At 68.4% G+C, this 13,482-nt stretch carries 13 protein-coding genes; 5 read left to right on the forward strand and 8 right to left on the reverse strand.

What is annotated here, in order from left to right:
* The first annotated feature begins 44 nt into the window (after positions 1-44).
* Complete coding sequence (locus EV137_RS15120; RefSeq protein WP_134129683.1) at positions 45-464, forward strand: VOC family protein; 420 nt, start codon at positions 45-47, stop codon at positions 462-464.
* Positions 465-470: 6 nt separating this feature from the next.
* Here EV137_RS15120 and EV137_RS15125 read toward each other — a convergent pair whose 3' ends face one another.
* Complete coding sequence (locus EV137_RS15125; protein WP_202870999.1) at positions 471-1,406, reverse strand: DUF1905 domain-containing protein; 936 nt, start codon at positions 1,404-1,406, stop codon at positions 471-473.
* Between the two features lie 64 nt (positions 1,407-1,470).
* Positions 1,471-2,253, reverse strand: a complete 783-nt coding sequence (locus EV137_RS15135) for an IclR family transcriptional regulator domain-containing protein (RefSeq protein WP_134129685.1) — start codon at positions 2,251-2,253, stop codon at positions 1,471-1,473.
* Between the two features lie 64 nt (positions 2,254-2,317).
* Between EV137_RS15135 and EV137_RS15140 the strand changes: the two genes are divergently transcribed.
* From EV137_RS15140 to EV137_RS15150, 3 genes are read left to right on the forward strand one after another with little or no spacing between them, the layout of a single operon-like run.
* Entirely contained in the window at positions 2,318-3,436 is a 1,119-nt protein-coding gene (locus EV137_RS15140) for a maleylacetate reductase (protein ID WP_134129687.1), read from the forward strand.
* Between the two features lie 16 nt (positions 3,437-3,452).
* Positions 3,453-4,325 (forward strand): intradiol ring-cleavage dioxygenase, encoded by an 873-nt coding sequence (locus EV137_RS15145; RefSeq protein ID WP_134129689.1) that lies wholly within the window; start codon positions 3,453-3,455, stop codon positions 4,323-4,325.
* A complete protein-coding gene (locus EV137_RS15150) occupies positions 4,322-6,052 on the forward strand; it encodes an FAD-dependent monooxygenase (protein WP_134129691.1) in 1,731 nt (576 codons plus the stop codon). Before EV137_RS15145 ends, EV137_RS15150 begins: the two co-directional genes overlap by 4 nt.
* Here the strand turns inward: EV137_RS15150 and EV137_RS15155 are convergent.
* From EV137_RS15155 to EV137_RS15165, 3 genes are all read right to left on the reverse strand, one after another.
* The gene (locus tag EV137_RS15155; RefSeq protein WP_134129693.1) at positions 6,041-6,229 is read right to left on the reverse strand and encodes a hypothetical protein; all 189 of its coding nucleotides are present in this window, start codon (positions 6,227-6,229) and stop codon (positions 6,041-6,043) included. The genes EV137_RS15150 and EV137_RS15155 overlap by 12 nt on opposite strands.
* Positions 6,230-6,322: 93 nt before the next feature.
* A complete protein-coding gene (locus EV137_RS15160; protein WP_134129695.1) occupies positions 6,323-7,501 on the reverse strand; it encodes an alpha-amylase family protein in 1,179 nt (392 codons plus the stop codon).
* Between the two features lie 20 nt (positions 7,502-7,521).
* On the reverse strand, positions 7,522-8,148 hold the full coding sequence (locus EV137_RS15165; protein WP_134130799.1) for a TrmH family RNA methyltransferase: 627 nt from the start codon (positions 8,146-8,148) through the stop codon (positions 7,522-7,524).
* Between the two features lie 60 nt (positions 8,149-8,208).
* Here EV137_RS15165 and EV137_RS15170 point away from each other — a divergent pair, with 60 nt between their 5' ends.
* The gene (locus EV137_RS15170; RefSeq protein WP_238175344.1) at positions 8,209-8,907 is read left to right on the forward strand and encodes a DedA family protein; all 699 of its coding nucleotides are present in this window, start codon (positions 8,209-8,211) and stop codon (positions 8,905-8,907) included.
* On the opposite strand, the gene EV137_RS15175 is transcribed toward EV137_RS15170, so the two are convergent.
* The 3 genes from EV137_RS15175 to EV137_RS15185 form a co-directional block, all read right to left on the reverse strand.
* Complete coding sequence (locus EV137_RS15175) at positions 8,901-9,311, reverse strand: hypothetical protein (protein ID WP_134012113.1); 411 nt, start codon at positions 9,309-9,311, stop codon at positions 8,901-8,903. The genes EV137_RS15170 and EV137_RS15175 overlap by 7 nt on opposite strands.
* A 92-nt stretch (positions 9,312-9,403) precedes the next feature.
* A complete protein-coding gene (locus EV137_RS15180; RefSeq protein ID WP_134129697.1) occupies positions 9,404-12,385 on the reverse strand; it encodes an AfsR/SARP family transcriptional regulator in 2,982 nt (993 codons plus the stop codon).
* A gap of 217 nt (positions 12,386-12,602) precedes the next feature.
* On the reverse strand, positions 12,603-13,460 hold the full coding sequence (locus EV137_RS15185) for a LemA family protein (RefSeq protein ID WP_134129699.1): 858 nt from the start codon (positions 13,458-13,460) through the stop codon (positions 12,603-12,605).
* Between the last annotated feature and the right edge of the window lie 22 nt (positions 13,461-13,482).

Consider the following 13,482-nt stretch of genomic DNA (forward strand, 5'->3'; position numbering starts at 1 on the left):
TGGTGGTCATCAACCGGGGCAACACCTGAGAGAGGACCACCACGATGTTGCGAGGGCTTGCGACTGTCAGCTTCTACGCGGGCGACGTGAAGGCGGCACGGACCTGGTACGAGGAGTTGCTGGGGATCGAGGCGTACTACGCCGTGCCGACCGCGGAGGAGCCGGCGTACGTCGAGTTCCGGTTCGGGGACTTCCAGTGCGAACTGGGAATCATCGACGCCAAGTACGCGACGCACCAGGTCGGGCCGGTGGCGGCCGGGGCGATCGTCAACTGGCACGTCGACGACCTGGAGGGCACGCTCGCGCGGCTGCTCGAGCTCGGGGCGACGCTCAACGAGGGAATCGTTGAGCGAGGCAACAACACGGGCTTCCGCACCGCGTCGGTCGTCGACCCCTTCGGCAATCTCGTCGGCATCATGAACAACCCGCACTACCTGCAGATTCTCGAAGAACTGAAGGCCTGAGGCTGTTCAGAAGTCGATCCGCAGGACAGCGCGGCGTTTGCCCGGGCGGCTCACCTCGACGAAGCCGGCGTCGGCGAACGTGCCGAGAGTGCCGACCGATCCGCCGTCGACGAAGTCCGGGTAGCCCTCCACGGCGCGGGCGCCGCGTTCACGGGCGAAGTCGGCGGCGGCTCGGGCGAGCGCACGACTGATGCCGCGGCGCCGATAGCCCACGCGGGTGACGAAGCAGGTCACGGCCCAAACAGTCCTGTCGGCCTTGTCCTCGTTGCGGCCCAGCCAAGGGACACGGTTGTCGCGGCGCAGCCTCGGGTGGTCGGCGCGCGAGGCGACGGCGCACCAGCCGACGGGCTCGCCGTCGAGATACGCGACCAGGCCGCTCGTGGTCTTGGCCTCGGGGTTTCCGCAGGCGGTCTGGTCGCGCAGCCGGGCGGCGAGCTCTTCGGGTCCTTCCGAGGCCCAGGACTCCTTGGGCAGCATCCGGAACCGTTGGCACGAGCAGCGTGCGGTGTCTCCGCTGGTACCGAAGATCGCCTTGAGATCCTCGGCGGTCGCCTGGTTCGCCGGGACGATCGTGAGTTGTTCCGCGGCGATCGGTTCTCGGGAGCCCGATGGGCGGGGCATCCGTGGAGGTGCGGGGCGTTTCTCCCTCTCGGGCAGCGCGTCCAGCATGAGCCGGACATCCACGGTGTCGCCCGCGTCCAGTCCGTGCGGCTTGCGTACTGCGTCCTTCAGCGGGAGCAGGTAGCTGCCGTCCTTCGGGTACAGGGACGTCTTCCACTCGGTGCTGCCGATCCGGGCGCGGATCGGCAGCATTCCCCAGCCGTAGCTGGCAGCTGAGGCGACGGCTCGTAGCGCGTCGCCTTCCTCCTCCGGCACGGGGACGAAGAAGTACGGCGCTGGACCGCGCCACTCGATGACCTCGCCGCTGAACGACTGATGCATGGGTCAGATGCTAGGCCGGGTTCCGGACAGCCCGCTTCCGGATTCGGCACCGATTTCCGGTCGATCAGAAGTTGCCGCGGTGGGTCAGCGCCGTAGTGATCTGGGTGGCGGCTTGCTGAAGGTGCGGGAGGAATTCCTCGCAGAGGGACGTCGGGGTCGATCGGGAGGCGTGCGCGGAGACGTTGAGTGCGGCGATAACGCGGCCGCGGGAGTCGTGGATGGGGGCAGCGATGGAGCGGAGGCCGAGTTCGAGTTCCTGGTCGACAAGGGCGTAACCGTCGGCGCGGGCCTGGGTGATGCTGGCGCGCAGCTCGCCCGGGGCCGTGATCGTGCGATCGGTGAGCGGCTCGGCCTGCAAGGTTTCGAGGTACGCCGTCAGCTCGTCGTCGGGCAACGCGGCCAGGAGAACACGGCCCATCGAGGTCGGGTACGCCGGCAGCCGGGCGCCGACTCCGAGCGCCACTGTCATGATCCGGCTGGTCGGCACGCGGGCGACGTACACGATGTCCGGGAGGTCGAGGGTTGCGATCGAGCAGGACTCGCGGGTCTTGGCGCTCAGTTCCTCCATGAACGGGCCGGCAAGTTCGCCGAGGTCCAGGGAGGAGAGGTACGCCCAGCCGAGGGCGAGGACGCGCGGGGTGAGGGAGAAGCGGCGGTTGTCGCTGCGTACATAGCCGAGTTCCTCCAGCGTGAGCAGGATCCGGCGCGCTGTCGCGGGCGTGATGCCGACTGCGCGCGCCACCTCGCTGAGGGTCAACGACGGCGCCTCGGTGGAGAACGCGCGGATCACCGCGAGGCCTCGCTCCAGACCCTGCAGAAACGTGCCTGTAGACGCGTCACCCGGCATCGGCTAGCCTACTTTTCGTTGAAAGAAGAACTATTCGCTGAGCGAAATCCTAGCGGAGCTGCCGATGCCACGTCCAGTCGAGCCTGAGGCGGCGCTTGGCGCTGGGTTCGTGCACACCTTCCTGCCCGGGCGGGTGGTGTTCGGAGCCGGCGCGCTCGACCGGGTCGCGACCGAGGTCGAAGCCCTCGGGGTACGGCGGGTGCTCGTGATCGCGACGAACTCCGCGCGGGCTGCGGCTGACGTGGTCGAGGCTCAACTGGGTGACTTGTTCGCCGGCCGGATCGACGGCGTGGCACAGCACGTCCCCACCGAGGTGGCCGAGGACGCGCGGGCGAAGGCACGCGAGGCCGGAGCTGACGCGGTCGTCGCCATCGGTGGCGGCTCTGCAATCGGCCTCGCCAAAGCAATCGCCCTCACCACCGCCGCCCCACCCGCAAGCGAGGCGGTCGACGGGCGTGCGGTGGTGGTTGTTGCTGTGCCCACGACCTACGCAGGGTCTGAGATGACGCCGGTGTGGGGCGAGACGACAGATGGCCGTAAGAGCACCGGGACTGATGTGCGGGTGTTGCCTCGGGTGGTTGTTTACGACTCGGTGTTGAGCCGGGAGTTGCCGTTGAAGGTGACGGCGGCGAGTGTCGCGAATGCGATCGCGCATTGTGTGGAGGCGGTCTGGACACCGAAGGCCGATCCGATCACCGAGCTGACCGCGGTGGAAGGGCTGCGGGCGTTGAGCAACGGAATGCGGGACGTGTTGCGAGCGCCCGGCGACTTAGATGCTCGAAGCAACCTTCTGTACGGCGCCTGCTTGGCGGGCTCGGCATTGGCGACAGCTGGGACCGGCCTGCATCACAAGCTGTGCCATCTGCTGGGTGGCACCTACAACCTGCCGCACGCAGAGACGCATGCGGCGGTACTTCCTCAGGTTGCTCGCGTCAACGCTTCCTCAGTTCCACAAGCGAAAACACGGCTGGAAGCCGCACTGGGCACAACAGATCTGGCAGGCGGACTGTTCGACCTGTTTCAGGCAGCGGGAGTGCCGACAAGTTTGCGGGAGCTGGGCTTGACCGAGGCGCAGGTCGCGGAAGCAACCGCGGCGTTCAAACCCACGGACAATCCGATCCCGGTGACGGAGGACCTGGTGCGGGAAATCCTGACCCGCGCCTGGTCCGGTACACGACCTTGATGAGCGAGGAGACCGGATGGACCTGCAAGGCGATGATCTGACCGCAGCCGTGGTGGCCAGCTTCGGGGACAGCCCGAGCGACCGCTACCGGGAGGTGATGAGCGCCCTCGTGCGCCACCTGCACGCGTTCGCACGCGAGGTCGACCTCACCGAGGACGAGTACTTCACCGCGATCGACTTCCTGACCCGGACCGGTCAGACCTCAACCGGCACGCGACAGGAGTTCGTGCTGCTGGCCGACGTACTCGGGCTGTCGATGCTCACCGTCGGTCTGGGGAACCGGAAACCGCCCGAGGCCACGCAGTCCACGGTGTTCGGGCCGTTCTTCGTCGAGGGATCTCCCGAAGTACAGCTCGGCGGTGACATCTCGAACGGTGCCCCTGGACAGCCGTGCCTGGTGAGCGGGCGTGTCCTCAACATCAAGGGCGAGCCGATCCCGGGCGCGCTCGTCGAGACCTGGCAGGCCGACGAGGACGGGTTCTACGACGTACAGAAGGAGCTCGACGGCCCGCAGAACCGCGCCCATCTGACGACCGATGCCAACGGCCACTACCGGTTCTGGGCGGTCAAGCCGGTCGCCTATCCGATCCCCGACGACGGTCCGGTCGGCGAGCTGCTACGCGCCGGCGGTCGCGGTCCGATGCGCCCGGCGCACATCCACTTCATGGTCACGGCGCCTGGTTACAGCCGCCTGATCACGCACGTCTTCGCGGCAGGCGACGAATACCTCGACACCGACGCGGTTTTCGGCGTCAAGCAGTCACTCATCGCCGACTTCACCGAGCACCCGCCCGGCACCGAGGCCCCCGACGGCAGTACGCCGGACCAGCCCTTCTACACCGTCGACTACGACCTGGTGCTCGCCACCACCCAGGAGGCCCAGCAATGATCACCACAGACGTTCTTGTCGTCGGTAGTGGCCCGGCCGGTGGCGCCGCCTCCCTCTTCCTGTCCACGTACGGCGTCGACAACATCGTCCTCACCCGGTACGGCTGGACCGCCAACACGCCCCGCGCGCACATCACCAACCAGCGCACGATCGAGCTGATGCGCGACGTAGGCATCGAGGACCAGGTGACCGACAAGGGCACCCCGCACGACCTGATGGGTCAGACCGCGTTCTGCACCAGCCTGGCCGGCGAGGAGATCGGCCGGATCCGCACCTGGGGCACACATCCACGCCGTCTGGCCGACTACACAGAGGCAAGTCCCTGTCTCCCCATGGATCTCCCCCAGACGCTGTTCGAGCCGATCCTGGTCAGTACGGCGGCCAGTCGCGGCGCGCGGCTCCGCTTCGACACGGAGTACGTGAGCTTGGAGCAGGACGACGACGGCGTCACCGCCACGGTGCGGGACCGGCTGAGCGACACGACGTACCAGATCCGCGCCAAATACCTGATCGGCGCCGACGGCGGGCGGAGCAAGGTTGCCCAGGACCTCGAGTTGCCGATGGCCGGTGCGATGGACATCGAGGGCTCGATGAACATCGTGTTCGAGGCCGACCTGAGCCGGTACGTCGCGCATCGCCCGAGCGTTCTGTACTGGGTACTGCAGCCCGGTGCGCAGATCGGCGGGATCGGCGCGGGCCTCGTCCGGATGGTTCGCCCGTGGAACGAATGGCTCGTCGTCTGGGGCTACGACATCAACCAGCCCGCCCCGGTCGTCGACGAGGCGATGGCGACCGAGATCGTGCACAACCTGGTCGGCGACGACACGATCGACGTGAAGCTGAAGAGTACGTCGGTCTGGAGCGTCAACCACATGTACGCCGAGAAAATCTCCAAGGGCCGCGTGTTCTGTATGGGTGACGCGATCCACCGGCACCCGCCGAGCAACGGGCTCGGGTCGAACACCTCGATCCAGGACGCGTACAACCTGGCCTGGAAACTCGCTCTGGTCCTCAAGGGCCAGGCCGCGCCCGAGCTGCTGCAGAGCTACGACGCCGAGCGTGCCCCGATCGCGCGGCAGATCGTTGACCGCGCCAACAAGAGCCGCAACCAGTTCGGCCAGATCTTCCGGGCGCTCGGCATGACGCCGGACGCGCCGGCCGGGCGGACGATCGAGTCGCGCAAGGACGACACCCCGGAGGGCGCCGCGCAGCGCGAGGAGCTGCGGAAGGCGATCGAGCTGAAGGACTACGAGTTCAACGCGCACGGTGTCGAACTCGGGCAGCGCTACCGCTCGTCTGCCGTGGTCGACGACGGTACGCCGGAGCCGCCGTACGAGCGGGATCACGAGCTGTACTACCACCCGACGACCTGGCCCGGGGCCCGGATCCCGCACTGCTGGCTGACGCGCGGATCGGACACGGTGAGCACCCTGGACGTGGTCGGGAAGGGCCGGTTCACTCTGCTCACCGGCATCGGCGGCGACGCGTGGGTGAAGGCGGCGCAGTCCGTGTCCGAGCAGCTCGGCGTACCGATCGAGCCGTTCGTGATCGGTCCGGGTCGTGAGCTGGACGACCTGTACGGCGACTGGGCGCGCGTGCGCGAGATCCCGGACGAGGGCTGTCTGCTCGTCCGGCCCGACGCGCACATCGCGTACCGCGCGTTCGACCAGCCCGACGATCCGACGGAAGCGCTCCGGCAGGCGGTCGATGCGGTATTAGGCCGCTGAAGAGGCAGCGTCCTCGCGGAGGATGCGGTCGAGGATCGCCGAGATCTCCGCGGTCTCGGCGTCCAGCAAGGTGATCAGCGCGACCCGCGAGGTCTCCGACCGCGCCTCCAGAGCTGCGGCGCTCAACGCGCGCACGGTGCCCAGCTCGTGTATCAGTTCGTCCCACAGAGCGTTCATCAGCAAACCCCCATGTGTCCCGTCACCAGAACCAGCGCGACGAGAAGCCTCACTTCTGTCTCACCAAGAACAACGGGCGCAAGGGGAGGAAGGTTACGGACCTGTCAACAATTCCCAGCTGTGTGCCGGGACGGGTGGGGTGTCCGCGAGCGAGAACCGCTGCTCCTGATCGGAGATGTTCAACAGCAGGAGGACCGACTCCTCACCGTGCGTGCTTCGCAGCGCGAGTGACTCGTTGGTGAGATGCTCGACAGTCGTCCGCGCCCGGGTCAGCCACGGATGCCGCCGCCGTACGCCGATGAGTTCCTGGTGCAGGCGGTACGTCGGCCTTCCGTACGCCGCCAACTCGTCGGGCGACCCCGGGAACGCCGGCCGGATGGCGTCGTCCCCGCCGGCGCGGTCCTCCTTGAGACCGCGGAACGCTTGCTCGTCGCCTGAGTAGACGCTCGGTACGCCGCCAACCGTGAACAGGATCGCCAGCGCATGGCCGAGATGGCGTTCGTCCTCGAGCCGGGTCGCGAGCCGTGTCACGTCGTGATTGCCGACGAACGTCTGCGGGACGAACGTGTCGAGCAGCGCGTTGTGCCGGCCGAGCGCATACGAGAGCTCGTAGAAGTTGCGATCGTTGAGCGAACTCCAGATCGCCTTCCAGAGCTCGTACTGCGTGACGGAATCGAGCCCGCTCTTCTCGACGTACGCGGCGTAGTCGCCGTGGATCACCTCACCGAAGTACCAGGTGTCGCGGTCCTGCGGCAGCGCATCGCGCCAGAACTCGGGCGGTACGGCGTACGCCGCGTCCAGGCGCCACGCGTCGACACCGCGGTCGTTCCAGAACCGCACCACGTCACCGACGTACTGCGCGACCTCGGGGTTGCTGTGGTCGAGGGCCACGAGATGTTCATGACCCTCGAAGGTGTCGAGACCACCGCGGCGGAACCATTCCGGATGGGCGAAGGAACGCGCGACATGGTTGAAGACGCCGTCGAGGGCGACTCTGAGGCCGCGGGAGTGCGCCTGGGCGATCAGGTGGTCGAAGTCGGCGTCGTCCCCGAGACGCGGGTCGATCCGGAAGTGGTCGACCGTGTCGTAGCCGTGCGTTTCGGAGGCGAAGACAGGTCCGAGGAGGATCCCGTTGCAGCCCAGGTCGATCGCGTAGTCGAGCCAGTTCTCCAGTTGCGGCAGGCGATGCACGACCGTCTGCTGGGCCGTCGCCTCAGCCGCAGTGAAGCCCAGCGGGTAGATCTGCCACCAGATCGCATTATCAGGCCACATGTCGCCTCCTCGGATAACGATCAGCTGTTCGGCGGCTGGGCGAAGGTGTGGCGGCGGATCCAGGCGTGCATCGCGATCGCGGCCGCCGCGCTGGCGTTGATGGAGCGGGTCGAACCGAACTGGGCGATGGAGAGCACGGCCGTGCAGATCTGGTGCGCGTCCTCGGTGAGCCCAGGCCCTTCCTGACCGAAGAGCAGGATGCACTCCCGGGGCAGGTCGTAGGTCTCCAACGACACCGAGCCCGGCAGATTGTCGATACCGATCACGGCCAGCGAGCGCTCGGCGGCGTACGACGCCAGGTCCGCGAGCTGCGGGTGGTGGCGGACGTGCTGGTAGCGGTCGGTGACCATCGCGCCGCGCCGGTTCCACTTCCGGTTGCCGACGATGTGGACCTCCGACGCGAGGAAAGCGTTGGCGGTCCGGACGACCGAGCCGATGTTCAGGTCGTGCTGCCAGTTCTCGATCGCGACGTGGAACGGGTTGCGCTGCCGGTCCAGGTCCTCGACGATCGCCTCGAGCTTCCAGTACCGGTACTTGTCCACGACATTGCGCCGATCCCCGCCCGCGAGCAGCTCCGCGTCCAGCCGCGGATCGTCCGGCCAGTCGCCCTCCCAGGGCCCGACCCCGACCTCGCTCGGGCCCACCATGTCCGCTCCCCGGACGTCGCTGCTCAGCTCATGCACAGGTCGGGACGCTACCCTGTCCGCGTGCTTCCTCTTGTCGCGATGCTGATGCCGAACTGGATGGACCCTGAGTACCTCCTGCACTGGATGGGTAACTGGGCCCTCTGGGGCACGCTGCTGGTGGTGTTCATCGAGTGCGGGGTGCTGTTCCCGATCCTGCCCGGTGACTCACTGCTGTTCGCCGTCGGCCTGTTCATCGCGCAAGGCTCCATCGACGTACCGCTCTGGCTGGCCTGTGTGCTGCTGACCGTTGCCGCGTTCCTCGGCAACGTCTCCGGCTACTACATCGGCCGGGCCCTGGGTACGTCGTTGTTCCGCAATCCGAACGCCCGGTTCCTGAAACCGAAGTACATCGAGCAAACGCATGAATTCTTCGAGCGGTACGGCCCGCGCGCGCTGGTGATGGCGCGCTTCGTGCCGATCGTCCGGACGTTCATCACGATCGTGGCCGGCGCCGGGAAGATGGACCCGAAGAAGTTCTTCCTCTGGACCGGGGTCGGCGCGGTGATCTGGGCACCGGGCATCACGCTGCTCGGCCACGCGCTCGGCAACGTGCAGTTCATCCACGACCACCTCGAGTCCGCGCTGATCCTGCTGGTGCTGGTCTCGCTGATCCCGATGGTCGTCGAGTACTTCCTGGCCCGGCGTCGCAACCGCAACGGCAAGTCCGGCGACGCCCCGAAGCACGCGGCACCGAAGCACCCGGTGAGCAACGGTCAGTGACCGAACGGAAAATGCGGCTCCGACCAGACCCAGTCGGTGCTGAGTAACGACAACTCGGCGGCCTCGACCGGTCCGGTCGGCAGTGGGCCGATCACCTGACCGGAGCCGAGTGAACAAGCCACCCGGATCCGATCTGCCGCCTGGTACCAGACCAGCGCCCCCCGTGGCGCTGCCCCTTCACGGAGCAGGGTGTGGTGGTCGAGCCACCGAACCGCGTCGGCCGCGTCGTGCCAGCCGCTGTCGTGCGCATAACCGAAAGCCATCCGCTGGAACTTCAGCGGCCAGTCCAGCCAGGCCGCCGATCCGACCCGCTCCAACTGCCAGTTGAGCGCCGCCTCGGTGTCCCGCGGGTTTGCCACCCGCGGGACGTTCCGGCGATCCACGACTACGTCCCCCCAGGCCATAGGTCCTCCCCGATCCCCCGTCCTCGGCCTACGTGCCGTGGCATGGTGAGAATGCTGCCGAACCCGAATACAGCCGCCGTACATTCGCGGCGTCAGCCGGCCGCGGCCCCGGCCTCGAACCCGGCGAGCATTCGGCGGCATTCAGCAGCCGCTCCGTCGTTCCCGGCCTGCTGCCACACGCGTGCAGCGCGTTCGAGCGTACGACGGGCGTTGTCCAGGCTGCCTGTGGACAGGTAGAGCTCACCGAGGTGCTGCGCTGCCTCGCCCTCGACGCTGCGATCACCCAGCCGGTGACCGATGTCGATCGCGTCCAGCAGGGTCTTGCGCGCCGCGGCCACCTCACCACGCTCCATCAGCGCCTGCCCGAGCAGCGCCCGGGTGTACGCCGCACAGTGGTCGTCACCCATCCCGTCGAAGATCGCCAGCGCCTTCCGCAGTTGGCGGACCGCCTCGTCGTGTCGCCCTTGATGTACGCGGAGCGCCGCGATACGTCGGCGTACCTTGGCCTCCCGGTGCGCGTCCGCCCGTCGTACGGCGATCAGGAACGCCTGGGCCAGGTACCGCCGGGCGGTGGCCAGGTCACCGCGGATCAGGTAGACGTTCGCGGCGGCGGTCCGCGCCAGGGCCTCGGCGTTCGCGTTGCCGTCCTCGACGAAGGCCTCGATCGCCTTCTCGTACTGCTCCAGGCCCTTCTCCCGCTCGCCGCGTTCCCGCAGCCAGGTACCAAGGCCGACGGCAGCGACACCCTCACCGAGCCGGTCGCCGACCTCCGCGAACACCTGCGCGGCCGCGTCGAAGTGCCGGCGCGCGTTCTCCCAGTCGTCCTGGTACAGCGCGAGTTGGCCGAGGTTCCGGTGCATGATCGCCTCGCCGCGCCGGTTCCCACACGCGATCGCGCTCTGCAGCCCCTGCTGGTGCGAGCCGTTCCAGTCGTCGAACCCGGCCCGCAGATCAAGGTACGGTCCCCAGGCCGCCGCGATGCGCCACGCGTGCTCGTGCAACCCGTTCTGCGCCGCGGCGCGGATGGCCGGCACGAACGTACTGCGCTCGCTGTCGAACCAAGCGATCGCATCGGTCTCGGTGAACGGCGACGGGTCCGGCGCCGTCAACGGCCCGGTGTGCTCCAGTACGCCGAAGTACTCGAAGGACAGCGCATTGTTGGCGCGCCGGATCTTGTTCAGGATCGCATCGACCACAGCCTCGACGTCGCGGACCGCCTGCGCCTTCTGCTCGTCGTCGCCGACGCCGAGCGCGTGCAACCGCAGGAGGTCGTGGACGCGGTAGCGCGCCGTACCGCGCTCGTCGACCGAGCTGATCCGGACCAGGTTGACCTCGATCAGCCGATCCAGACTCCGTCGTACGGCGGCCGGTGACGCGACCGCCTCGAGCGCACGCGCGGAGAAGACCCCGACCGCGAAGTGACCGATCAGCCGGTACAGCCGGGCTTCCTCGGGACTCAGCGCGCCGTAGCTCAGGTCCGCACTGGACCGTACGGCGAGCTCACCGATGCTCAGTTCGTCGAGCCGCGACGCCTCGTCCCGCAACCGCCGCGCCAGCTCACGGGCACTCAGATCGGGGCGCTGCGCCAGGCGGCTGCCGACGATCCGGATCGCCAGCGGCAGGTTCGCGCACGCCGCCAGGATCTCCTCGGCCTCGGGAGAGGACGGATCGATCCGGCCGGATCCAGCGACCGACGACAGCAGAAGGGCTGCCTCGCGGTCGTCGAACGTGTCGAGCGGCGTACTGTCCGCACCTGCCAGGTCCATGAGCCGGTTGCGACTCGTCACGACCACAGCCGACGCGCCGGTACCTGGCATCAGCGGAGTCACCTGACCTGCGGTCGCCACGTCGTCGAGGATGATCAGCACGCGGCGGCTGGCCAGCTCGGAGCGCAGCATCGCGGACCGCCGCTCGGGGTCGGTCGGGATCGCATAGTCGGGCAGGTTCAGGCTCAGCAGCAGATCGGTCAGTGCAGCGGCCGGGTCACGCGGGTGTGTCGCGCCGTGCATGTCCAGGTAGATCTGCCCGTCGGGGAAGTACTCCCGGACCAGGTGCCCGAGCCGAACGGCCAGCGAGGTCTTCCCGGTCCCGGGCGCACCGGAGATGACAGCGATCGGCGGCCGCACCGGGTCGCGGCCGCAGACCAGGTCGCGCAGCTGGTCCAGGAGCTCCTGCCGGCCGCTGAAGTCGGCCAGGTCCAGCGGGAGCTGGCTCGGCGGCCGCAGCGGATCGGTCAGCTCGGGCGCGGCCATCGGGCCGGGTTGCGCGGTCGGTCCCGGCCGGTCCGCCGTACGGTCCGCTGGGATGCCCGGGTTGGGCCAGTTCGCCGAGCGGCCGTTCTCGGCGCGAGCGCCGGCGGCCTCCAGTTCCGGACCGGGCTTGATGTCCAGCTCGTCGGCCAGCGTCTGCACTGCCTTCGCGTACGCCGCTCGCGCCTCACCCACTCGCCCCGCGGCTACGAGTGCGTCGACGAGCCGCCGCCAGAGCTGCTCGTCGTACGGGTCCTCGGTGAGGCGTGCGCTCAGCAGTACGGCGGCGCCACTCACGTCGCCGTACTCGAGCCGCAGGTCCAGCAGTCCGTCGACGAGCCCGCGGTGCTGCGCCTCCAGGCGGGCGATCGAGCCCTCCCATGCCGCGGGCATCGGCAGGTCCTCGAGCGGGCGGCCGCGCCAGAGCGAGTACGCGCGGCCCAGCACCTGCATGGCCTGCCGCCCGTCACCCTGGTCGCGCAGGTGGCCACCCTCGGCGAGCAGCGACTCGAAAAGGCTGGCGTCGAGCTCGTCGACACCGACCTCGATGCTGTAGCCGGCAGCTGAGGTGTCGATCGGCGCGGGCAGCCCGGCGTCCTGCAGCACGCCGCGGAGCGCCCGGACGTACGTCCGGATGTTCGCGGTCGCGGACCGCGGCGGGGTGTTCTCCCAGAGCGCGTCCGCGATCAGGTCCGTGGAGACGAACCGGTTCGGGTGCAGCAGCAGCGTTGCGAGCAACTGGCGCGGTTTGGCGGCCTTGAGCGGCTGGCCCGGGACGTGAACGAGTCGCAGAGGTCCGAGGATCCCGTACCTCAGACTGTCCACTCGCCCGACCTCTCCACTCTTGAACTGCCCCATCGTGGCATCCGGCTGTACGCGCCGGGAAGCCCGATGTACGCCGGATGTATCTCAATCCGGCACTGTTGACACAGGTACCGGGGGGAGGGCAGGCCCGGAGGTGGCGACTTGACCGCCGTCACACCGGGCCTGGCACTGGGAGTGAGTCCGGGATCGGGGGACCTGGATCACGGGGAACCGGTGCCTACTGGCCACCGGTGAATGGCGGCTGTCCGTCCTGTGGCGCGGGGGAACCCGCAGGCGGCCCGCCCACCGGTGGCTCTCCCTGGTACTGCCCCGGCGCGGGGTACTGACCTTGGCCCTGACCCGGCTGGCCCTGGTACGGCGGCTGCTGCGCGGGCTGCTGGTAACCGCCCGGAATCTGCTGCGGCGGGTAGTTGCCCTGATCCCCCGGCATCTGCGGGTGGATCTGGCCCGACGACGGCGCACCCGGCTGCATCTGCGGCGGCGCCTGCTCACCTGCGACCGAGCCGATGGTGCCGAACGAGACCTGCGGCACCGCACGGACCTGCTCGTCCTTGACCTCGAAGTAGCCGGCCTTCTCGAACTTGAAGCCGCCCGCGATCAGGTTCGACGGGAACGCCTCGATCCGGGTGTTGTAGTCGCCGACGTTCGCGTTGTAGAACCGGCGGCCGGCCGCGATCCGGTCCTCGGTGTCGGTCAGCTCGCGCTGCAGACCGAGGAAGTTCTGGTTCGACTGCAGCTGCGGGTACTGCTCGACCGAGATCATCATCTGACGCAGCGCGCCGGACAGCTGACCCTCCGCAGCGGCTCGCTGCTCCGGGTTGGAACCCTGCACGTTCACCGCCTGGGTGCGCAGCCGAGCGACCTCCTCGAACACGTGCCGCTCGTGCGCCGCGTACGCGCGCACGGTCTCGACCAGGTTCGGGATCAGGTCGTACCGGCGGTGCAGCTCGACGTCGATCTGCCGCCACGACTCCTGGATCAGGTTCCGCTGCTTGACGAACCGGTTGTACGACGTGATCAGCATGATCGCCAGAATGACGATCACCGCGACGATCGCGATGATGACCCAGACCATTTCCCAGCTCCCGAGTAATTGG

This window comes from Kribbella pratensis (assembly GCF_004366075.1).
Classification (GTDB): domain Bacteria; phylum Actinomycetota; class Actinomycetes; order Propionibacteriales; family Kribbellaceae; genus Kribbella; species Kribbella pratensis.

What these genes read in the sequence shown, in the direction of transcription:
- EV137_RS15120 (WP_134129683.1), top strand. Translation starts at nt 45, where the DNA reads ATGTTGCGAGGGCTTGCGACTGTCAGCTTCTACGCGGGCGACGTGAAG.
- EV137_RS15125 (WP_202870999.1), bottom strand. Translation starts at nt 1,406, where the DNA reads ATGCATCAGTCGTTCAGCGGCGAGGTCATCGAGTGGCGCGGTCCAGCG.
- EV137_RS15135 (WP_134129685.1), bottom strand. Translation starts at nt 2,253, where the DNA reads ATGCCGGGTGACGCGTCTACAGGCACGTTTCTGCAGGGTCTGGAGCGA.
- EV137_RS15140 (WP_134129687.1), top strand. Translation starts at nt 2,318, where the DNA reads ATGCCACGTCCAGTCGAGCCTGAGGCGGCGCTTGGCGCTGGGTTCGTG.
- EV137_RS15145 (WP_134129689.1), top strand. Translation starts at nt 3,453, where the DNA reads ATGGACCTGCAAGGCGATGATCTGACCGCAGCCGTGGTGGCCAGCTTC.
- EV137_RS15150 (WP_134129691.1), top strand. Translation starts at nt 4,322, where the DNA reads ATGATCACCACAGACGTTCTTGTCGTCGGTAGTGGCCCGGCCGGTGGC.
- EV137_RS15155 (WP_134129693.1), bottom strand. Translation starts at nt 6,229, where the DNA reads ATGAACGCTCTGTGGGACGAACTGATACACGAGCTGGGCACCGTGCGC.
- EV137_RS15160 (WP_134129695.1), bottom strand. Translation starts at nt 7,501, where the DNA reads ATGTGGCCTGATAATGCGATCTGGTGGCAGATCTACCCGCTGGGCTTC.
- EV137_RS15165 (WP_134130799.1), bottom strand. Translation starts at nt 8,148, where the DNA reads ATGGTGGGCCCGAGCGAGGTCGGGGTCGGGCCCTGGGAGGGCGACTGG.
- EV137_RS15175 (WP_134012113.1), bottom strand. Translation starts at nt 9,311, where the DNA reads ATGGCCTGGGGGGACGTAGTCGTGGATCGCCGGAACGTCCCGCGGGTG.
- EV137_RS15185 (WP_134129699.1), bottom strand. Translation starts at nt 13,460, where the DNA reads ATGGTCTGGGTCATCATCGCGATCGTCGCGGTGATCGTCATTCTGGCG.